The sequence below is a fragment of the Luteibacter rhizovicinus DSM 16549 genome, assembly GCF_001887595.1.
In the GTDB taxonomy this organism is placed as follows: domain Bacteria; phylum Pseudomonadota; class Gammaproteobacteria; order Xanthomonadales; family Rhodanobacteraceae; genus Luteibacter; species Luteibacter rhizovicinus.
The window spans coordinates 3,938,666-3,958,246 of the sequence record NZ_CP017480.1; the positions used below are offsets into that span (position 1 = coordinate 3,938,666).

General features: G+C 64.9%; 15 protein-coding genes. 12 read left to right on the forward strand and 3 right to left on the reverse strand.

The window, feature by feature from the left end; all coding sequences use genetic code 11:
• Positions 1 to 5: 5 nt before the first annotated feature.
• The 11 genes from BJI69_RS18000 to BJI69_RS18050 are packed head-to-tail and all read left to right on the forward strand — an operon-like array spanning position 6 to position 15,151.
• Positions 6 to 620 carry a hypothetical protein gene (locus tag BJI69_RS18000; RefSeq protein ID WP_052767190.1) on the forward strand — a complete coding sequence of 205 codons (615 nt, stop codon included), beginning with the start codon at positions 6 to 8 and terminating at the stop codon, positions 618 to 620.
• On the forward strand, positions 617 to 2,581 hold the full coding sequence (locus tag BJI69_RS18005) for a type VI secretion system Vgr family protein (RefSeq protein WP_046967716.1): 1,965 nt from the start codon (positions 617 to 619) through the stop codon (positions 2,579 to 2,581). Before BJI69_RS18000 ends, BJI69_RS18005 begins: the two co-directional genes overlap by 4 nt.
• Before the next feature lie 38 nt (positions 2,582 to 2,619).
• Positions 2,620 to 3,123 carry a DUF6931 family protein gene (locus BJI69_RS18010; protein WP_052767189.1) on the forward strand — a complete coding sequence of 168 codons (504 nt, stop codon included), beginning with the start codon at positions 2,620 to 2,622 and terminating at the stop codon, positions 3,121 to 3,123.
• Positions 3,120 to 4,520: a type VI secretion system-associated FHA domain protein TagH gene (tagH, locus tag BJI69_RS18015; RefSeq protein WP_046978457.1), complete on the forward strand. Its 1,401-nt coding sequence runs from the start codon at positions 3,120 to 3,122 to the stop codon at positions 4,518 to 4,520. Before BJI69_RS18010 ends, tagH begins: the two co-directional genes overlap by 4 nt.
• Before the next feature lie 12 nt (positions 4,521 to 4,532).
• Positions 4,533 to 5,873 (forward strand): type VI secretion system baseplate subunit TssK, encoded by a 1,341-nt coding sequence (gene tssK / locus BJI69_RS18020; RefSeq protein WP_046967713.1) that lies wholly within the window; start codon positions 4,533 to 4,535, stop codon positions 5,871 to 5,873.
• Positions 5,874 to 5,877: 4 nt separating this feature from the next.
• On the forward strand, positions 5,878 to 7,188 hold the full coding sequence (gene icmH / locus BJI69_RS18025; RefSeq protein WP_046967712.1) for a type IVB secretion system protein IcmH/DotU: 1,311 nt from the start codon (positions 5,878 to 5,880) through the stop codon (positions 7,186 to 7,188).
• Positions 7,185 to 10,736, forward strand: a complete 3,552-nt coding sequence (tssM, locus tag BJI69_RS18030; protein WP_046978460.1) for a type VI secretion system membrane subunit TssM — start codon at positions 7,185 to 7,187, stop codon at positions 10,734 to 10,736. The genes icmH and tssM overlap by 4 nt, the downstream gene beginning before the upstream one ends.
• Positions 10,733 to 11,323, forward strand: a complete 591-nt coding sequence (gene tagF, locus BJI69_RS18035) for a type VI secretion system-associated protein TagF (protein ID WP_046967710.1) — start codon at positions 10,733 to 10,735, stop codon at positions 11,321 to 11,323. The genes tssM and tagF overlap by 4 nt, the downstream gene beginning before the upstream one ends.
• The gene (locus BJI69_RS18040; protein WP_046967709.1) at positions 11,320 to 12,051 is read left to right on the forward strand and encodes a PP2C family protein-serine/threonine phosphatase; all 732 of its coding nucleotides are present in this window, start codon (positions 11,320 to 11,322) and stop codon (positions 12,049 to 12,051) included. The genes tagF and BJI69_RS18040 overlap by 4 nt, the downstream gene beginning before the upstream one ends.
• On the forward strand, positions 12,048 to 14,822 hold the full coding sequence (locus BJI69_RS18045) for a bifunctional serine/threonine-protein kinase/formylglycine-generating enzyme family protein (protein WP_046967708.1): 2,775 nt from the start codon (positions 12,048 to 12,050) through the stop codon (positions 14,820 to 14,822). The genes BJI69_RS18040 and BJI69_RS18045 overlap by 4 nt, the downstream gene beginning before the upstream one ends.
• A 17-nt stretch (positions 14,823 to 14,839) precedes the next feature.
• Positions 14,840 to 15,151: a hypothetical protein gene (locus tag BJI69_RS18050; protein ID WP_125903104.1), complete on the forward strand. Its 312-nt coding sequence runs from the start codon at positions 14,840 to 14,842 to the stop codon at positions 15,149 to 15,151.
• Here BJI69_RS18050 and tssA read toward each other — a convergent pair.
• The 3 genes from tssA to BJI69_RS18065 all read right to left on the reverse strand — a co-directional run bounded on the left by tssA (position 15,148) and on the right by BJI69_RS18065 (position 18,460).
• Complete coding sequence (tssA, locus tag BJI69_RS18055; RefSeq protein ID WP_046967706.1) at positions 15,148 to 16,176, reverse strand: type VI secretion system protein TssA; 1,029 nt, start codon at positions 16,174 to 16,176, stop codon at positions 15,148 to 15,150. The two genes, BJI69_RS18050 and tssA, sit on opposite strands and share 4 nt — an antisense overlap.
• Positions 16,163 to 17,146 carry a LysR family transcriptional regulator gene (locus BJI69_RS18060; protein ID WP_052767188.1) on the reverse strand — a complete coding sequence of 328 codons (984 nt, stop codon included), beginning with the start codon at positions 17,144 to 17,146 and terminating at the stop codon, positions 16,163 to 16,165. Before BJI69_RS18060 ends, tssA begins: the two co-directional genes overlap by 14 nt.
• A 366-nt stretch (positions 17,147 to 17,512) precedes the next feature.
• Positions 17,513 to 18,460 (reverse strand): GlxA family transcriptional regulator, encoded by a 948-nt coding sequence (locus tag BJI69_RS18065; RefSeq protein WP_046967705.1) that lies wholly within the window; start codon positions 18,458 to 18,460, stop codon positions 17,513 to 17,515.
• Between the two features lie 272 nt (positions 18,461 to 18,732).
• Here BJI69_RS18065 and BJI69_RS18070 point away from each other — a divergent pair, with 272 nt between their 5' ends.
• Complete coding sequence (locus BJI69_RS18070) at positions 18,733 to 19,551, forward strand: SDR family NAD(P)-dependent oxidoreductase (RefSeq protein WP_046967704.1); 819 nt, start codon at positions 18,733 to 18,735, stop codon at positions 19,549 to 19,551.
• The last annotated feature ends 30 nt before the right edge of the window (positions 19,552 to 19,581 follow it).

The window sequence follows — 19,581 nt, forward strand, 5'->3', positions numbered from 1 at the left end:
CCCCGATGCAGATCATTCTGAGCACCGCGCGCTACACCGAGTTCCTTAAAGAGTTTCGTCTTGCCGACCGCCAGAACGCGGCAGGCAAGGGTGAAACCGAGGTGGTGTACGCCTCGGGCAATGCCACGCGCAGGTATTTTTACCGTGCGCCAAACTTCGAGCTGATCGCCTATGACCTGGGCGGCGGTCGGATCAACCTCGTCGACTACAACCATGTGGGAACCCTGGGCACCGCCGTCGGTAGCACGAACTTCGACGGAGCGCTCCTTGCGGGCGGCGGCGGTGGTAAGCACATGACTGCGGAATTGAGCCGCGTAGTGGCCCTGACCTCGGAAGCGGCGCGCTCATCCGTGGTTGAAACTGCGATCAAGAACGTCCTGGGTAGTGCCGGTCGCACGGTCAATCTCGACCGGTTCGCCTTGCTCTTCACGTCCTACAAGCACACGGCAAAACACATACGGTACTTCGATGCGTCCGGCGCGTACGCCCCCGGTTGGCGTCCGCTGCGCCGCGACGACTATATCCGCTATTTTTCGGACGGTTCCTACACGGGTGATACCACGGCCCACTGCGCGCTGGTGCGCTCACTGGCCGATGCGCCGAACCGAGAAGACCCGTGAGTCACGCCATCACGCTGACGTCAACGCTGGGCGAGACGCTGCGGTTCGCCAACATGAGCGCGACCGAAGAACTCGGGCGCCTGTCTACCTTCCGTATCGAAGCGATCAGCAAGAACGCTTCGGTCGACCTGCGTGCGCTTCTCGGCAGCCCGATGACGGTGACGGTGACGACGCCACAGGGCTATGTCCGGTACTACAACGGCATCGTCGCCGAAGCGGAGCAGGGCGCGTTCGTGCAGATCGAGAACGTGCGGTATGCCGTCTACACCTTCGCCGTGGTTCCCAAACCCTGGCTGTTGCGGCAGACCCTGGATTGCCGCATCTACAAGAACAAAACGGTGCCGCAGATCGTCCGCGAGGTGTTATCCGAGTTTGGTTACGGCGATGTCCGGCTCAGCCTCACGGCGAACTATTCACCGCGTGAGTACTGCGTGCAGTATCGCGAGAGCTACTTCGACTTCATCAGCCGGCTGATGGAGCAGGAAGGCATCTACTACTACTTTACGCACGCGGCAGGAAGCCACACCATGGTCCTGGCCGATGCCCTGGGGGCGCACTCGACGGTAGCCACCTTCGAGACGATCCCCTATGCACCGCCTACCGAGCGGGGCCACCGGATGAAGGCGTCGATCAGCGACTGGACCACCGGTCGCACCGTCAACCCGACCCGCGTGCGGCTGGACGATTACGACTACCAGCGACCGCGTGCCTCGCTGCTGGCGAACGAGCAGGTCACGGACAGCGCCGATGCGCATGGCGTATCGGGTCTGGAAATCTACGACTACCCCTATGGATCCGTCGGCTACGCCCAGGCGCTGGCGGACGGACAGCGCTATGCGCAGGTACGCGCGGACGCGCTGAACGTGCCCCAGGCAACGTCGTCGGGCGTGACCGACGCCGTCGGGCTGACCACGGGCGCCTTGTTCCGATTTAAGGATTTCCCGCTCGCCGAGGCGAATCAGGAGTATCTGGTCGTGGCCGCGACAACGCGCCTGGTCGAGGTCGACTACCAGGGCGGCGGCGTCGAACCGGACCAGGACGAAGCACCCTTCGCCTGTCACTTCCGTGTGATTCGCAGCCGCCAGCCCTTCCGTTCGGAGCAGACGACGGCGTGGCCGGTCATCGCTGGCGTGCAGACCGCCGTGGTCTACGGACAGACGGACGAAGACATCGAGGTCGACAGTGCCGGGCGCGTGCAGGTCACGTTCTTCTGGAATCCGTCATCCAAGCCGAAGTCGGATCAGTCCTGCCCGGTGCGCGTCGCATCGAGCTGGTCGGGCAAGCGCTGGGGTGCGCAGTTCATCCCGCGCGTCGGCCAGGAGGTGATCGTCGGCTTTCACGATGGCAATCCGGATCGTCCGCTGATCCTGGGCAGTGTCTACAACCAGGAGCACATGCCACCCCACGCGCTGCCCGGGGACCGTACGCGCAGCGGCGTGGTCAGCCGCAGCCTTCTAGGCGCATCGGGTGAAGCCAACGAGATCCGCTTCGAAGATCGCAAGGGTGCCGAGGAGCTGCTCTTCCACGCCCAGCGCGATCTTCGTCATGAGGCCGAGAACGATCACGTCACGACGATCGACCGCGACGAAACCGAAACCATCAAGCGCGATCGCTCCCACGACATCGGCCGCGACGACACACTCAAGGTCGGTCGCCGCCTGCGCATCGAAGCGGGTGAGGAGATCGAACTGGTCACGGGGCTGGCCCGCATCCTGATGAAGCGTACCGGCGAGATCCAGATCACCGGCAGCAGGCTCGCACTCAACGGTGCGGCGACGATCAACCTGGTCTCGGGCGGCGCGACGTCGCTGACGTCCGGCGCCGCCGTGTCGGTCACCGCAGGCGCCACCGTCACCGTCAACGCGACCGCCGCCATCGCCGTCACATCCGGCGCGGCCTTGATGCTCTCTTCCACGCTGGGTCCGGCCGTGCTCAAGGGCATGCCGCCGTTGCTGCTATGACGCCTATGCCCTTCACGATAACGGCGGCGGCCCGGGAGATGGTTCTGGACGCCCAGGCCCTTGCGCTGCTTAGCGATGACATGACCGAGCGGGCAGCGGCGCGCGCGCTGCTTGACCATGGCGACATGGGTGCCGCCTTGCGTTTGGCCCTGCGCCTGATGCCGCGTGGCTACGTCGTGCCGTGGCTTTGCCAATGCGTCCGAGCCGAAGCGCCGGAAGGCGATGTCCTCGATGGCCTCCTGGTTGCCGAGGCGTGGCTGCGCGAGCGTGGCGAGCCCCGCCGCCGCAGTGCGCTGGCTTTTGCTGCCGAGCGCCATTACGTCGGCATCGGCGCGCTGGTCGCTGCGAGCGCGGCGTGGTCGGAAGGCTTCCTTCTCGACGGCGAGGGCAGGGAGGTGGCGCCTGTCGCCGCCCAGCTCATGGCCGTCGTGGCCGCTGCCGCTTTGTTGAGCCTGGCGTCCACCTTTCCCGATTTCGATGCGCGTAGCCGCGCATTCGTCGCCTCGGCGATGGCACTGCTTCCCCCGGAGGAATCCGCATGAACTCATCCACCGCGCCGAGCCTCGTGCTCTCGGTGCTCGGCGACCATGCCGGCGACGTATCCGAACGCACATCAGTGCGAGTCGAGGGTCACGACCTGAGCATCGGCCGCGCCGAACACTGCGACTGGGTACTGCAGGCGCACGGCGTCTCTCGCCAGCATGCCTTCGTGCGCCACCTCAACGGCCTTTACTTCCTCGAGGACCGAAGCACCAATGGCATGCTTCTGAACGGTATGCCTCTGCGTGGCGGTGAGCCGGTAACGCTGAGTGATGGCGATCGCCTGCAACTGGATACCTTCGAGATCCTCGTCACCGTGGAGACGCCGCCGGAGGTCGTTACCGAAGCCACGGCGCGTCGTGACCGCGACAACACCTTGCGTACTTTGCGCGTCTCGCGCAGGGAGCCTGGGGTGGCCGAATCGTCGTCGCTTCCATCCATGGCGCACGACGCCTCGACCTCATTGATTCCCGGCGTCGCTGGCGGCGCCGCGTCCCTGGATCCGTTGGCTTGGTTCGGTAGTGAACTGACTGCCGCTCACGAGGCTGTCCGTGATGTCGAACCCTCGGCGCACTGGAACCATGCCTCGCCCATGGACGGCCACTTCCTTGCACCGCACGTCGAAGCGCCGATCGTGGGCCGGCAGGAAGCCTCCGTGCTACCCGAAAACTGGGATCGCACGCGTAGCCTGTTCACCTTGCCGAGCACACGGGAGGGCGCCGTACTTCAGGAAGGCGTCGCGCTTCCGGCCGTCGATGCCCCGTTAGCGTCCGAGCATGCGCCTGCCGCCGTAGCCCAGGCGGCTCCTGCAGGCTTACCTGCAGCTACGCCTTCTGCAGCGCTCGCACCCGCAGCTGCGCCGACACCAATGCCGCCACATGCGTCGGTACCCGTCGCGGCAAACATCGAATCGCTCTTCACCCTCGTCCTGGAAGGCGTGATGGACGTGCTGCGTGCACGCGCCGAATTGAAGAACGGCTTTCGCCTGCCGGCTACCCTGATCCAGCGTCGGGAAAACAATCCGCTGAAATTCGCCCCCACGGGTAGTGAAGCGCTGGCCCGCGTACTGGCGGCGCCGAACGATGCCTTTCTCTCCGGTGAGGCGGCGATTACCGATGCGATGGACGACATCCGTTTGCACCAGGTGGCTTTGCTGGCGGGTGTGCGTGCAGCCTTCGACGACCTGATCGCGCAGTTCGATCCGTCGCGTTTCGAGGACGGCGAGGCGCGTCGCCCGCGTTTCGGCTTCGGCGCGGCGAAGGGGCCGTGGGAACGCTATCGCGCCCATTTCGACGGCCTTGCCGCCGATCCCGAAGAACGTTTTCGCCGTCTTTTCGGCGACGAGTTCGCCCGGACCTATGAAGACCAACTGGCGCGCGCCAAGCGCGACGGCCGCTGACCGGAACTGACCATGACCGCATTCAACAAGGTGGTGTGGAGCGAGGGTTTGTTCCTTCGCCCGCAACACATGCAGCAACAAGACCGCTATACCGAGCGTTACGTGGAACTGCGCGCAGCGACCTTGCGACCGCATCCATGGGGATTCGACGAACTGGAGATCGAACGTGATCTGCTCTCGATCGGCAAGCTGGGCATTCGCCGGGCACGCGGGGTCTTTCCCGACGGGACGCCATTCTCCATGCCTGACCGCGACCCGTTGCCGCCGCCCCTGGAGATAGACACGAACTGGCGTGATCAGGTGATCTACCTGAGCTTGCCCTTGCGGACACCCTCGCAGCCGGAAAGCCTCTGGCCGGCCACACAGGCGCCAGGCCAGCTGGCCCGGTTCGCTGTGCGCGAGACGGAAGTCAGCGATGCCTCCGGAAGTACAACGGAAAGCGTCGTGCTCGAAGTCGGTGGTCTGAGCACCCGGATGACGGCCGCCGTGCAAGCGCGCGAAGGACTGGTCGACCTTCCCCTCGCTCATCTGGTGGAATGCCGGGCGGACCGTCGCGTCGTGCTGGACGATGGCTTCGTGCCCAGTGCGCTGGCATGCCGGGCATCCGAGAGGCTGACGCTGTTCCTCACCGAACTGCTTGGCCTGCTGCACCAGCGTGGCGAGGCGCTGGCCGGCCGCGTCGGCGGTACCGATCGGACGAGCACGGCCGAGTTGGCCGACTTCCTCATGTTGCAACTGGTCAATCGCTACCAACCGCAACTGGCGCATCTGGCCGAGGCGCCCTTGCTTCATCCGGAAGACCTGTACCGCTTGCTCTTGGGCATGGCGGGTGAAATGGCGACCTTCACCACGCCAGGAAAACGCAGCGAGACGTTTCCTCCGTACCGTCATGATCGCCTTCGCGAGAGTTTCGAGCCCGTGATCGCGGCGCTGCGCCTGAGCCTCAGCGCCGTCCTGGAGCAGACGGCCATCCCTGTGCCGCTGCAGCAGCGCAAGTACGGCGTATGGGTCGGCACCGTTGCCGATGGCAGTTTGCTGGACGGGGCGTCCTTCGTGCTGGCGGCCAAGGCCGACATCGCCGCAGCGGAGATGCGTCGTCGCTTGCCGTCGCAATCCAAGATCGGCCCGGTGGAGAAGATCCGCGACCTGGTCAACCTGCAGCTGCCAGGCATCGCCGTGGCCTCCCTCGCGGTCGCGCCGCGGCAGATTCCGTTCCACGCGGGCTACCAGTACTTCGAACTCGATACCGCCTCGCCGATGTGGAAGACGCTGCGCACCTCGGGCGGCGTGGCCCTGCATTTCGGCGACGGCTTTGACGGCCTGGCGCTGGAACTGTGGGCGGTGAGGAGTTGATGGCATGAAGCGTGACGATTTCGATGCCTCGCCAGGGGCCGATGCCACGATCGTGCGACCGAGCGGCATGCGTGCGCAGACACCGCCGTTGCCACGCGAACGCGATCCCCGCCACGACGCCGAGCGCGATCTGTCTCGCGCGACGCAGGAGTTGCCGTCGGCCGGCGGCAATCCGCTCGTGCGCGCTGCTAATCCGTTGCTCTTGCTCGCAGCGCAGCTTCGCAACAGCGTCGAAGCTCCCGATCCTGCATTGTTGCGCGACCGTGCCATAGCCTACCTGCGCCGCTTTGAAGACACGGGCGCACGTGCGGGCATCGATGCGCAGACTGCTGTCGCAGCGCGCTATGTGCTCTGCACGATGATCGACGAGGCGGTGCTGGATTCGCCGTGGGGCGAGCAGACCGGCTGGAGCCGGCAAACCCTGCTGGTCACCTTTCACGGCGAAACCTATGGCGGTGAGAAGTTCTTCGTCATTCTCGATCGCCTGGCCCAGGACATGGTCCGTCATATCGACCTGGTGGAGATGATGTATCTCTGCCTGGCGCTCGGCTTCGGTGGCAAGTACCTCGTCGAATCCGGTGGCCAGGGGCGACTTGCCGACCGCCGCGAGGATGTCTACCGACGCATCATGGCGTATCGCGCGGCGGCACCCGTGGCCTTGTCACCTCGCTGGCAGGGGGTCGATCGTCCGCTGAAGCCCCGTCGCGGTGTACCGGTGTGGATGGCCGGCTTGGCGGCATGCTGCCTTCTCTTCGGCGTCTGGGTGTTCCTGCATACACGTCTCAACGGCGCGGCGGAACCGGTCAGCGCGCGTCTGGCGACCATCGGCCTGCATGGCGTGCCGTTGCCTGCGACGGCCGCGCCGAAGCCACCATCGGCCAGCCTCCGCCAGTTGCTCGCTGACGACACGCGCGCAGGTGCGTTGTCGGTCGATGAGCGGCCGGATGGGCAAGCGACGCTGCGACTGGCGGCTGCGGAGATGTTTCCGTCGGGTGGGGCCGATGTCGCGGCGGATCAGGTAGCCCTGATCGGGCGCGTCGCGCACGCGCTGAACCAGGTGCGCGGTCGCGTCATCGTGGTGGGTCACACCGACGACCAGCCGATCCGTTCGTTACGCTTCAAGGACAATTTCGAACTTTCCGCGGCGCGTGCACGCAATGTCAGCGCCTTGCTTTCCCGTGATCTGGACGACCCGCGACGCGTGGAATCCAGCGGTGCCGGCGCGTCACAGCCGGTCGCCACGCCGCCTGACCTGCCGGCTAACCGCGCGCGCAACCGTCGCGTCGACATCCTGTTCGTTCCGGAGGCCGGATGAAAAACCTCGGCGATGTGTTTCGTCATGTCTGGGTGCGAGCCGCAATCGGCATCCTTCTCTGCGCGCTGTTGATCGCTTTCGGCGGCCCGTATCTCGGCATCGGCGACCATCAGCCCCTGGCTGGGGTGGGCGCCCGCATCGTGGCCATCCTTATCGTTGCTGCGATATGGGTCGGTGTCGTTGTGCTGCGCCAATGGCTGGCAGGGCGTCGCAGCCAGTGCATGGGTGCGGAGATGGCCGCACAGGACGACCTGTCACGGCGGGACGTCGAGGCGCGCACCCAGGCTGAACGCGAGGGTCTGCGTACGCGCTTTGTCGAGGCGCTTACCTTGCTGCGCAAACGGCGCGTTGGCGGCGGCAGCCTCGAGGCACTGCCCTGGTATCTGTTGATCGGGGCCCCGGGGTCGGGCAAGAGCACCCTGCTTGAACACTCCGGCCTCGAGTTTCCGTTGCTTGCCGGCACGGGCAAACGCTCGGTGGCTGGCATCGGTGGTACGCGCCAATGCGACTGGTGGTTTACCGACAAGGCCGTCTTTCTCGATACGGCGGGTCGGTACACCACGCAGGATTCCGATCCCGGTGTCGATGCGTCGGCATGGGATGCTTTCCTCCAGCTGCTGCGTCGTTACCGGCGGGGACGTCCACTCAATGGCGTGATCCTCACCGTCAGCGTTGCCGAACTCCTCACGATGAATCCGGCGGAGCGTCAGCGCCACGCCGAGGTCCTGCGCGAGCGCGTCGACGAGATCGGCACGCGACTTGGCGTCGCCTTGCCGGTGTACCTGGTGTTTACCAAACTCGATCTGGTCGCCGGCTTCCTCGACCATTTCGACACGCTGGACGCGGCAGGACGTGCGCAAGTGTGGGGCGTCACCTTTCCAGAGGCACGCAGTGTGGATGGCACGTCGACCGACGTGGTTGGCGACGAGTTCGATGCCTTGCTCGAGGCCATCGATGGCTCCGTGGTGACACGGATGCACGCGGAGCGTGACGTGCGTCGGCGTGCGCGGATCCTCTCGTTTCCCCAGCAGCTTCGGCATCTTCGGGAGCTCGCCTTACCCTTGTGTACAGCCGTCTTCGGTGCCCACGCCTACGGTCGCCCGCCCGTACTGCGCGGAATGTACCTGACCTCAGGCACCCAGGAGGGGACACCGATCGATCGCGTGTTGTCGGTCGTGAGCCGCTCCTTCGGCATGCATGTCGCCACGGCGTCGGTGTCGCGCTCGCCACGCCGGACGTTCTTTGTCGAACGCCTGCTCAAGGAAGTGATCCTTCCCGAGGCAGGTTTCGCCGGCGCCAACCCGGTGACCTTGCGGCAGCGGCGCCTTGCTGCGGCGGCTGCGATCGCCGCCATCGTCATCGTTACAGTGGGCTTGCTGGTCGGCATGTTCACCAGTGCGGCGCGCAATACCGACTTCGTCGCGAGCGTGGGGCAGGTGCTGCGCGATTATCCCGACGATGCGCGCACAGCGACTCCCTCGTCGCTGCGTCAGTACGATGCGCTGGCCCTGCAGCGGCTGGACGTGCTTGGCCGGGCCGAGCAGTTGGCCGGGCAGGTGCGTGGCGAGCACGCGCTGTCGATGCGCTTCGGCCTGTTCGAAGGCTTTGCCTTGTTCGACCAGCTGCGCGATGCGCATATCCGCGAGGTCAATGCCAGCGTGGTGCCGGGCCTTGCCCTGCAATTCCGTGATGGCGTGCGCGACGCTGCCAGCGATCCCCAGCGTCTTTATTACGCACTGAAGGGATACCTGATGCTGGGACAACCCGAGCATCGCGATGGGAACAGCCTCGCGTCGCTGGCACGCGAACGCTGGCGTGAGGTGTTCCCGGATGACGATGGCCTGGCCGATGCGCTGGAAGGTCATTTCCGCATCCTGTTCGATGGTCGTGATGGCTTGCGGGCGTTCCCGCTGGACGCGGCCCTCGTCGACGCGGCACGAGCATCCTTGCGCGCCGCCGACCTGGCGACGCTGATCTATGGCGGCCTGAAGCTCGACAGCGAATCCCGCCAGGATGCACCGGTACGGCTCGATCGCACGCTGGGGTTGCTCGGCAATGTATTCCGCCGTCGCAGCGGTGCGCCGTTGTCCAAGCCGTTGCCGGCGCTGTACACGCGACCGGTCTTCGCCGCCATGGTGCAGGAGGGCAATGCCTCCGGCATCGGTGGGAGTGGCGGCATTGCCTCGGCCGTGGATGCCTTCGCCAAGGACGACTGGGTGTTCGGCGTCAAGGTGAACGATCCCGTGCGCCGCGCCTCGCTGGCCACGCAGGTGAGGACACTTTATGTGGCGGATTACATACGCGCGTGGGATGACCTCATCGGTGATCTTCAGCTGCAGCCGGTGAGCAATGTGCAAGAGGCCAGCGGCGTCGCCGCACGACTCGCCGGTGCAGGTTCACCGTTGAAGGCTCTGCTGGCACTCGTCCGTGACAACACCACGGATCTGCTGCGACAGGCGCCTTCGGACGGGGCCGACCGTGTCGCTGCTGCGGCGGAACGTCGCGTTGCCGATCAGGTGAAGAGTCGCAGCGAGATCGCCCGTCTGGTCGCCGAAGGCAATGCACCAGCGACGACGGTCGCGACGCAGCGCCCGGATGCGCCGATCGTCGAGCACTTCGCGACCCTCAACCAGTTGACCGACGGAACCCCCGGCGCGACGCCGCTCGATCGAATCCTTGGTGTGCTGGACCAGATGAGCAAGACGCTGCTGACCTCGCGGCCCACCACGGATGGACTGGGGCAGACCGACCCCGCGCTGGCCATCGCGCGGCAGGAGGCCGGGCAGCTGCCACCGCCGTTGTCGACCTGGCTGGGTAGCCTGGTCGGGGCGAGCCAGTCGCTGGTCAGCAAGGGCGCGGACGGCGCGCTCGCCGACGGCTTCCGGCAGGCGGCGGGAGGCGATTGTTCGCGCCTGGTCCAGGGCCGCTATCCGTTTTCCCCGGAGAGTCGCTCCGACATTCCGCTACAGAACTTTGCCGACCTGTTCGGCAACAACGGCCGCTTCGACACCTTCTTCAAGCAGGTGCTATCGAAGTCGGTGGACAGCAGCGGCAGCACGTGGACCTTCCGTGATACGGACGGTGCGCGCGCCGGTGGCGCGGTGCTCGCCCAGGCACAGCTCGCCGACGCGATTCGTCAGGCCTATTTCCGCGATGGTCCCACGCCGCAAGTGGGCTTCACGGTGTCGATCACCACGCCGCCACCCGGCATCAGCCGGCTGCTGATCGAGATCGACGGGCAGCGCTTCGAGTACAAGGCGGGCGAAGCCGGTACGCCGGTGACGATGCGCTGGCCGGGCCCGACGCCAGGCACCACGCGGATCAGTGCGTGGGACAGCAGCGGCAATCCCTTGCCCGCACTGGATTACCCCGGTGAGTGGGGCTGGTTCCATGCGCTCGATGCAGCATCGCTGCAGCGTCGTACCGAAACACGTTTCGGCGCGAGCTTCGGTTTCGGAGCCGCGCATGTAGCCGTGGATATCGAAGCGGCGAACCTGCACAACCCCTTCGGCGACAGCAGCGTACGTCGTTTCCGGTGCCCGGCATGACGCGCGCCCTGGTGGGATTCCACGGCAAGCTGCCGAACGTCGGGGATTTCGTGCAACGCCGCTTGCCGGCCAGCTTTGTCGATCGGTGGGATGCCGCGATGCAGTCCGTGCTCGCCGCGACGTCCGCTGCGCTCGGTGAAGGATGGCGGGAGACCTTCCTCGCGTCGCCGCCATGGCGGTTCGCGATGGCCACGGAGGTTTGTGGTCAGCTTCCATGGGTGGGCGTGGTCATGCCGTCGCGTGATCGCGTGGGCAGGGTCTATCCCCTGGTGTTGGCGGTATCGCCGCCACACGCAACGAATGGTTGGCCCCACATGCCGGCCGACCGGTGGTTCGACGCCCTCGACGCCGCGGCGGCACGCACACGCGAGGGTATCGACGTGACCATGTTCGACGCCCTCGTGGCGATGCTGCCCGATCCCGTTTCCTCGACGGCGCAACGCGTCCCGCCCATTGTCGATCCGCACATCGGCAGCGTGTGGTGGCGGGGTGATCGCACCAGCCCTGGCGTTGCCTTGCCCGGGTTGCCCAACGGCGTTGACTACCTCCGCCTGCTCGGCATCGACATCGACGAGGTGACCGCGTGAGTCCGCCCTATGTTTCCGCCGGTCGTACCGAGACCGGCCATGTGCGCCGTCACAACGAAGACGCGATCCTCGTCGCCGATGTCCCCGGCCTCTGGGTCGTCGCGGACGGTCTCGGTGGGCACGCCGCGGGTGACGTCGCCAGTGCGCTGATCGTCGAGCGACTCGGCGCGCTACGCCCGTCGACGGACATTACGGCAACGATGGATGCCATCGAGGACGAGTTGTTGCGGATCAACCATCGCCTTCGCACGATGGCACGCGAGCGCCGGGTCGACGTCGTCGCCTCGACGGTCGTCGTACTCGTACACACACGCGACCTCGTGGCCGTGGGTTGGGTGGGTGACAGTCGCGGATACGTTTTCCAGGAGGATCGCCTGCATCAGGTGACCCAGGATCACGTTCACGGTGAACGGAGTGACGAAACGCAATTCGGCGGTGGTCACGCGGGTGCACCGGCGGGCGTTCTCACCCGCGCCGTGGGTGCCGAAGAGCGACTCTTCGTCGACTGGTCGGTGCGCGCGCGTCGCCCTGGCGCCTGCTTCCTGCTGTGCTCCGACGGGATCAACAAGGAACTCAGCGATGCCGAGATTGAACTCCTTTGCCGTCGCCACGCCGACCCGCGGGCCCTAATCGATGCGCTGGTGGAAAGCGCGCTCGATCGCGCCGGACGGGACAACGTGTCAGCGGTCGCCGTGAGGCTGGAACCGTTTAAGGAAACGCAGCGATGAAACAACCGAGCGACGAAGAAACCCGGGTCCTGCCTGTGAAGACGGGAGCGTCCGAGGCTGATGCCAATCATGGCGACGCCGATAACGACGGCGATGCGACCGTGTTCAAGCCCTTACACGTGCGAGCGGGGGAGGGGACGGCCACCGGCTCGTCATCCCAGGGCACCGGCGACACCTGGCGGCACATGGCCGACATGGCGCAGGGTGAGCGCATCGGCATCGGTAGCCTGCTCAAGGGCCGCTTTTTCATGGAGCGGGAGCTCGGCCGTGGCGGCATGGGCGTGGTCTATCTCGCCCGCGACGAGCGAAAAGTGGAAGCGCGCGACCGCGATCCCTACGTGGCCGTCAAGGTGCTCAACGACGAGTTCCGCAAACATCCGGACGCGCTGATTGCCTTGCAGCGCGAGTCGCGGCGCGCACAACATCTCGGCAACGACCACATCGTACGGGTATACGACTTCGACAAGGACGGCACCAACGTCTTCATGACCATGGAGTACGTCGAAGGCCAGGATCTGCGCACGCTCATCCGCACGAAGGCACGCGACGGCATGCCGTTTCATGAGGCGTGGCCGTTGATCGCCGACATGGGCGAGGCACTCGTGCGCGCACATGGCGCGGGGATCGTGCATTCCGATTTCAAGCCGGGCAATGTAATGGTGACGCCGACCGGGATGGCGAAGGTCTTCGACTTCGGCATTGCGCGGGCCGGCAAGATTGGCGCGGAGCACAAGGACGACCGCACGGTGTTCGACGCCGGCACGCTTGGCGCCATGACCCCTGCCTATGCCAGCCTCGAGATGCTTCAGGGCAAGGCACCGACTCCCTCGGACGACATCTATGCATTCGCCTGCGTGGTCTTCGAATTACTGACGGGACGCCACCCCTTCGATAAGCAGAATGCCGAGGAGGCGATGTCAGCCGGTCGTCGACCGCCAGCCGTGCCAGGACTCGACAAGCGGCAGTACAAGGCCTTGGTCGACGCCATTGCCTTCACCGCGGAGAAGCGCAGCAGCGATATCGGCGCCGTGATGTCTGGCCTGCGCCGCCGGCGCTGGCGTGAGCGGGCAACACCGTGGCTCCTCGCGAGCGCGGGCCTGGTCGTCATCGCAGCCGCCGGCACGTGGTTCGGGTCGTTGGAGGTGGGGCGTCGCCACATGGCGGATACGCTCCGTCGCTTCGCGCCCGCCCAGGTCGATGGCTTCCGAAGCGAGGACGATGTCCGTGTAGCGCTCGCCGCGCTCGACAACGATGAGCGGCGGCACGTCGTGGTCGACGGCGCCGATGCCATCGACGGCTTCCTGGTCCGGCTTCTGGCTTCGCGCTGGGACCCGTCGCAGGGACGTTATGATTACGCCGGGGCACAGAATGTGTTCGCCCTGCGCGCGCAGCTGAAGACGTTCGCGCCGAAGCTCGATCGTCGTCACGAGGAAGTCGCGCGTGAACGCGACGAAGCACTCAATCGCCTCGATACACGTTTGAGCCAGGCCATCCTCGCTAACCGCCTCACCGGCACCGGCACGGACGACGTTCCCGCGATCCTGACGACGATTCGTACGATCGATCCCTCGAGCCGACTACTGGCCAACCCGGAGTTGAAGCTGAAGTTGGCCGATGCGGCCGCGACCGCAGCGGCGCCCGATCATACGCCGGCCGAGTTGCATGAAGCGGAGCGGGCGGCACGCCTGGAATCCTTGCGCCAGGCCTCCGCCGCCGGCGATTTCGACAAGGCCATCGACAGCTATAAGCAGTTGCGTGGGATTGACGGAGGTACACCGACGCCAACCGACGAGCCCGCCAATCTGCTCGCGAAAGCGACGCTCGATGCAGCGCGCGCGGCGTGCAGCGCCGGGCATTGGAAGGACGCCGCGGAAAAGGTGGTCGCGGGCCTTGCAGCGACGGGCGACAGACCGGACCTGACGGCGGCGAACACACGCTACCAGTTGGCCCTCGCGGTCATGACGGCCGCCAAGGGACCGGTACCCTCCGTCGCGGATCAGGAGGCGCTGCGGAAGCAGGTCGACGCCGTGAAGCTCGCCGATCCCGAGGGGCTGAAGGACATGGAAGCCGCCATGAAAGCCTCGAAGGCGTTGCCGGAAGGCTCGCTTGCGAACGTGGTGAATCGGCTGCGGGAGACACCGGCCGTGGCGACCCACGTCGATCCTTGCGCGCGTCGTGGCCTCGCCGGCAGCGCGCGCGAATGCTTCGACACCTTCTCGGCCGGTGCGCACGGTCCCGCGCTGGTGGTCATACCGCATGGTCGCAAGCCGTTCGCCATGACCCGAACGGAGATTACCGTAGCCGACCTGGACCAGTACTGCCGCGCCACGCGCACCTGTGCCATCACCCGTGGCCAGATCCCGACGCAGCCCGCACGTTCCATCCCCGTCGCTTTCGCACGTCGTTACGCCGCCTGGTTGTCGCAAGTGAGTACGTATACCTATCGATTGCCGACGGATGAGGAGTGGCTGTTGGCCGCGCATGCGGGCAGTGACTGGGATAGCAGCAGCGCGAGCTGCGGCACGGCAACGACGGGCCTTGGCCGCTTCGTTCGTGGTGACGAGTGGAGCAGCAAGGCGGTGACGAATCCGTGGGGCCTGGTGGACATGGTCGGTGGCATCTGGGAATGGACGACGAAGGGCACGGACCTCGCCGTACGGGGAGGAAGCTACCGCAGCGGCCCCGACGCCTGCTCGGTCACGAGCACACGCGAAAGCGACGGGTCGGCGGAGCGCGATGTCGGCTTCCGCCTGGTGAGGGACATCCCGTGATGGCGTGGGAAGCGAAGGTGAATCGGGAATTGGGGCATCTGAACGATGCGCACAGTGCGGCGCGTATCGACACGCCCGAGTATCGTCAGCGTCGCCGCGCCTTGCTGCAGTCGGCGCTGCTTTCCGAAGGGTCGGGATCGCATACGTTGCGACGCCCTGCCGGCGGCATGGCGACGGCAGTGAGCGCGACGACGATCCGTGCGATGCCCATGAGGCGCGCCGTCACGCGCACGTCGCAAACGCACGCGAAAGGCCTGCGTTGGTGGCTCGGCGGCGGCGTGCTCGTGCTGCTCGCCGCCGCTGTGTTGACCTGGTCGGTCCTACGTTAGTCTGCGTCGTCGCCGGACAGCTGCTGGAACTCCGACAGACCACCCGGCGCAAGGGTCCGCAACAGATCGGCGAAGCTCAGGCCGACCAGGCGGCTGGCACGACGCAACAGCGGTGGCACCGGACTGGAAGGCTCATTGCGCGCGTACCACGCGCAGATCTCGTCGAGCATGCGCAGCACGTCGTCCGTATTCCGGACAGGGCCGCGCGTCGCGGAATTTGCCGTTTCGCCCGTCTCCTGGGCGCCGTCGCTTACGGAATCCAGACCCTCGGCGACGAGCGCCTGCGGTGCCCTGATCGCCACCTGCGTGCGCAGGAACGCATCCATGTCGCGCAGGTCACGCTCGAGCGTATCGAGATCCGGTCCCATGCCTGGCGTGCGTTCGGCAAAGAGCAGCCCGATCGAACGGACATGACCCAGCGCATCGGCGATCGCCGTCTCGGTGGCCACGAGGAGCTCGACATCCACGTGCTGGGCCACGGCGTCCACGATGTCCTGCGTCACGAGTGCGAGGTCCGCTGTACCTTCGCCAGCCTTGAGCGTGCCGTTGAGCAAGCGCAGATCACGCAAGGAAAACGCACCTATGCGCTCGGCGCGAAGCAGCGGAGCCGTGCGTAGATAACCCACGGTGCCGTCAATGGCGGCGAGCGCCGACAAGGCATTGATCCGTTCGATCGGGTCACCCTCGTCGAGGCGGGGATGCACATCGTCCCAGTAGCGCGTCAGCAGGTCCGCGACAAGACCGACGGCAGCGCTCCAGGCAATGAAGCCCTCGGTCTTCAATCGGGCATTGCCCCAATGGATGGCCACGCGAATATCCCGCGTGCGCTCGGCCACCTGCTCGGCCTGGCGCGAGACCTCGCGCCAATCAGGCTCCTCCGCCTGCTTGACGGTGTCGCCTATCGCACGCTCGGCCCCGGGTGCAGCGAGGCTCTCCAGGGTCAGAAACGACGGGTCATACTCCAGGTTAGGGCCGCATGGCGCATTCTCCTCGAGCGGATCGAGGAATCGGTCAGTGGTATCCATCGGGTGTGAGGTCCAACAAAGGAAAGGGGAAAACAGGAGAGTGCGTGTAACGTGGCGGTCGCAGCCGGCCGCTGATGCGGACCAGCTCGTCGCGCAACCAACGGTGCGCGGGCTGTTTGTCCAGGCGACTGTGCCAGGCCATGGCGAGGGACATGTTCGGTTGGCCGAAGGGCAGGGCAAACGCTTCCACACCGGGGCCTACCGCCTGGATCATGCTCTGTGGCAACGTACATACCAGGTCGGTCGTGGTAAGCAGCGAACCGATCGTGTCCCCGTAAGGTGCCGAAACGAGCACGTCCCGCGTACGGTTCAACTCCTTCAGCCGGACGTCCATCAACCCCTCCATCCGGCCGGATGAGGAAACGATGAGGTGTCCCAGCGAGCAATACTCATCGATCGTGAGATCGTAGTTGCCGCGCGGGTGACCGATGCGCTGAAGCATCACGAATTCGTCGGCCAGCAGTTGCTTCGTCTTCAACGACGGCGGCACCTGTTCGTTCGGTACCAGGAGCATGTCGATCTCGCCGTTCTCGAACTGTGCAAGCACATCGGCATCCTCGCTACCGCTGCGGAAAGCCAATCGCAGCTGACGATTCTCCTGTGCCTGGAACGAACGGATCAATGGGTTGGCGAACGTGCTGATGGCGCTGAATGATCCGCCGACACAAAACATCGCGGCATCGCGTGCGGGATCGAACGAATCGACCGGATCGGCGAGGGTGCCCAGCTGGGCTAGCGCATCCCGGAGCGAGACAGCCATTTCCTGGGCCTTGGGCGTCGGCACCATGCCGCGGCCGGTTTCCGACGGAATGAGCAGCGGATCCTTGAACAACCGGCGAAGGCGAACCAGCTGTGCCGACAAAGCAGGTTGACTGACGTGCAACCTCGAGGCGGCACGCGTCACGTTGCGCTCTTCCAGCAACATATCGAGAGAGACGAGGAGGGGCAGGTCGCTCGGTTTCAGATTCATGATTACCGCGTGCGCCGCGCTCGTGGGGACAGGCGCGGTTCAACTTGATGCGAGGGGAGGGGACAAAGCGGTGTTTAGAGAGTGTTTCGCCTGAAGTATTCCGTGATCTACGTCGCGTTTTTTAGCTAGAGTCGAAGATGTTCGTGTCATTGACGAGCGACACGACATCGAGAAAATGGTTCTCGGTATTTGCGCGGTAAAGGGTGGTGGTGTCAATTACCCTAAGGGGTGATTGTTCTACAGAGTGCGACTCATGACACGCGTCTTTGATGCCGCGACACTGGCGACCTTATGTCGCCAATCGCAGGCATCGGAAAACTACCCGGTGTGTGCCGAGTTTTCGGCCTTCGGTTGCGCGTGTGACGTTTACAGAGCCAGAACGGATCCTGCAGAGGTTCGTTGTATGGCTTGTGGCGGCTGGCCGAACGCGCGAAGGAACGCCTGCCGCATGCGTTCCCGATCACCGAACCCGGTCTCGCGTGCAATGACTTCGATGGGGTGCCGTGTCGTTTCTATCATGAGTCGAGCCGCTTCCACACGAAGCCGCTCGATGGCCTTGGCAGGCGACTGGCCCGTCTCTTCGCTAAAGACTCGACTGAACTGGCGCGGGCTCAATCGCGCGATGTCGGCCAACACCTCAACTGAAAGATCATCACGCAGATGCTCTTTGGCATAAGACAGAGCCATCTTCACGCGGTCCGACTTCGCGTCGAGTTCCAGGAGCGCCGAGAACTGCGACTGCCCACCGCCTCGCCGCTGATTCACCACGAGCTTACGTGCAACGGTACGGGCAGTCTCCAAGCCGAAATCGTTCTCGACGATGGCCAAGGCAAGATCCACACCTGCAGTCATGCCCGCCGATGTCCAGATCTGTCCATCCACCACAAAGATGCGATCTTCGTCGAGCAGGACATGGGGAAACCGCTTCCTGAATTGCTGTGCATGAAACCAGTGCGTCGTTGCGCGCTTCCCCTCGAGCAGGCCGGCTGCGGCCAGCACGAACCCACCGGTACATATCGCGGCGACACGCCTGGCGTGCTCCGGTGCATGGCGCATGTAGTCCACAAGGCTGGGAGAGGGGAGGTCGCCGTGATTGTCCCCGGCCACGATGAGCGTGTCGTAGGTCCAGTCCCTTAGACGATCCGTATTGACGGAGAAGCTCTGCGAGCTCATCACCGGGCCGCCGTCCTCAGACACCAGGCGGAACTGATACACCTTCTCGCCACGAAACAGATTCGTGTACTCGAAGACGCTCGCAACGGCGAGGCCTAGGGCCTGGAAACCCGGGTAAACGACGAGACCGACCGTGTGCATGACCGCTTACTCAGTGATGACTCAATACGTTGAAGATATAACAAACACGTCATGGGCGTAGGGCAGGGATGGATTTGGACTTTGTCTGAGGTTGTTGTCCTTAGCCCTTCTTAAATAAGCTTTATATGACTCGCATGGAGGGAGAAGTGAGTTCCTCAGGAACGGTGGCATAAATCATTGCATCTATGTCATTGAGGATGTTTGGCGTCAGGGTAAGAATGACTACCTAGCCCGACATTCCGCCGGGCGGACACTCTGAAAGAGAGACGACCATGACCTCCTCAACCCCATCCCCCAAAGGCACGGCACTGATCACCGGCGCATCCGCCGGCATTGGTGCTATCTACGCCGACCGACTGGCCAAGCGCGGCTACGACCTGATCCTGGTGGCCCGCAATGCCGATCGCCTGAATGCGCTATCCACCCGTTTGACCGCGGAGACAGGCCGTTCGGTGAGCACGGTCGCGGCTGATCTCAACGACAGGGCCGGTCTGTCGAAGATCGAGAACCTTCTTCGCGACGACAAGAGCATCACCGTCTTGGTGAACAACGCCGGCGTCGGCTCAATCGCCTCGGTACTCGACGGTAACGTCGACGCCATGGAAGGGATGATCGCCCTGAACATCACGGCGCTGACCCGCCTGACCTATACCGTGGCACCGGCCTTCGTCGCCAGAGCTTCCGGCACGATCATCAACATCAGCTCGGCCGTCGGTATTGCGGTCGAGGCGTTGAACGGCGTCTACAGTGCGTCGAAGTCCTACGTTCTGAGCTTCGGCCATGCGCTGCAGCGCGACCTAGCCGACAAGGGCGTGCGGATCCAGACCGTCCTGCCGGCGGCAACCGCTACCGAATTCTGGGATGTTGCCGGCTATGCCAAGCAGAAAGAAGCCGCAAGCACGATGACGGCCGAAGACCTCGTCGATGCAGCGCTGGCCGGCCTCGACCAGGGCGAGCTGGTGACGATTCCCACGCTGCAGGACGGTGACGACTGGACGCGCTGGGAAGCCGGCCGACGTGCCCTAGCACCGAAGTTTGGGAATGCCAAGCCTGCGCCGCGGTATGGGATCTCGTCGACAAGCCAGGCCTGATCTTCCCGGTTTTCAGAATATGCCACGAGG

What these genes read in the sequence shown, in the direction of transcription:
- BJI69_RS18045 (WP_046967708.1), top strand. Translation starts at nt 12,048, where the DNA reads ATGAAACAACCGAGCGACGAAGAAACCCGGGTCCTGCCTGTGAAGACG.
- BJI69_RS18060 (WP_052767188.1), bottom strand. Translation starts at nt 17,146, where the DNA reads ATGAATCTGAAACCGAGCGACCTGCCCCTCCTCGTCTCTCTCGATATG.
- tssK (WP_046967713.1), top strand. Translation starts at nt 4,533, where the DNA reads ATGACCGCATTCAACAAGGTGGTGTGGAGCGAGGGTTTGTTCCTTCGC.
- tssM (WP_046978460.1), top strand. Translation starts at nt 7,185, where the DNA reads ATGAAAAACCTCGGCGATGTGTTTCGTCATGTCTGGGTGCGAGCCGCA.
- icmH (WP_046967712.1), top strand. Translation starts at nt 5,878, where the DNA reads ATGAAGCGTGACGATTTCGATGCCTCGCCAGGGGCCGATGCCACGATC.
- tagF (WP_046967710.1), top strand. Translation starts at nt 10,733, where the DNA reads ATGACGCGCGCCCTGGTGGGATTCCACGGCAAGCTGCCGAACGTCGGG.
- tagH (WP_046978457.1), top strand. Translation starts at nt 3,120, where the DNA reads ATGAACTCATCCACCGCGCCGAGCCTCGTGCTCTCGGTGCTCGGCGAC.
- BJI69_RS18000 (WP_052767190.1), top strand. Translation starts at nt 6, where the DNA reads ATGCAGATCATTCTGAGCACCGCGCGCTACACCGAGTTCCTTAAAGAG.
- BJI69_RS18010 (WP_052767189.1), top strand. Translation starts at nt 2,620, where the DNA reads ATGGTTCTGGACGCCCAGGCCCTTGCGCTGCTTAGCGATGACATGACC.
- BJI69_RS18065 (WP_046967705.1), bottom strand. Translation starts at nt 18,460, where the DNA reads ATGCACACGGTCGGTCTCGTCGTTTACCCGGGTTTCCAGGCCCTAGGC.
- BJI69_RS18070 (WP_046967704.1), top strand. Translation starts at nt 18,733, where the DNA reads ATGACCTCCTCAACCCCATCCCCCAAAGGCACGGCACTGATCACCGGC.
- tssA (WP_046967706.1), bottom strand. Translation starts at nt 16,176, where the DNA reads ATGGATACCACTGACCGATTCCTCGATCCGCTCGAGGAGAATGCGCCA.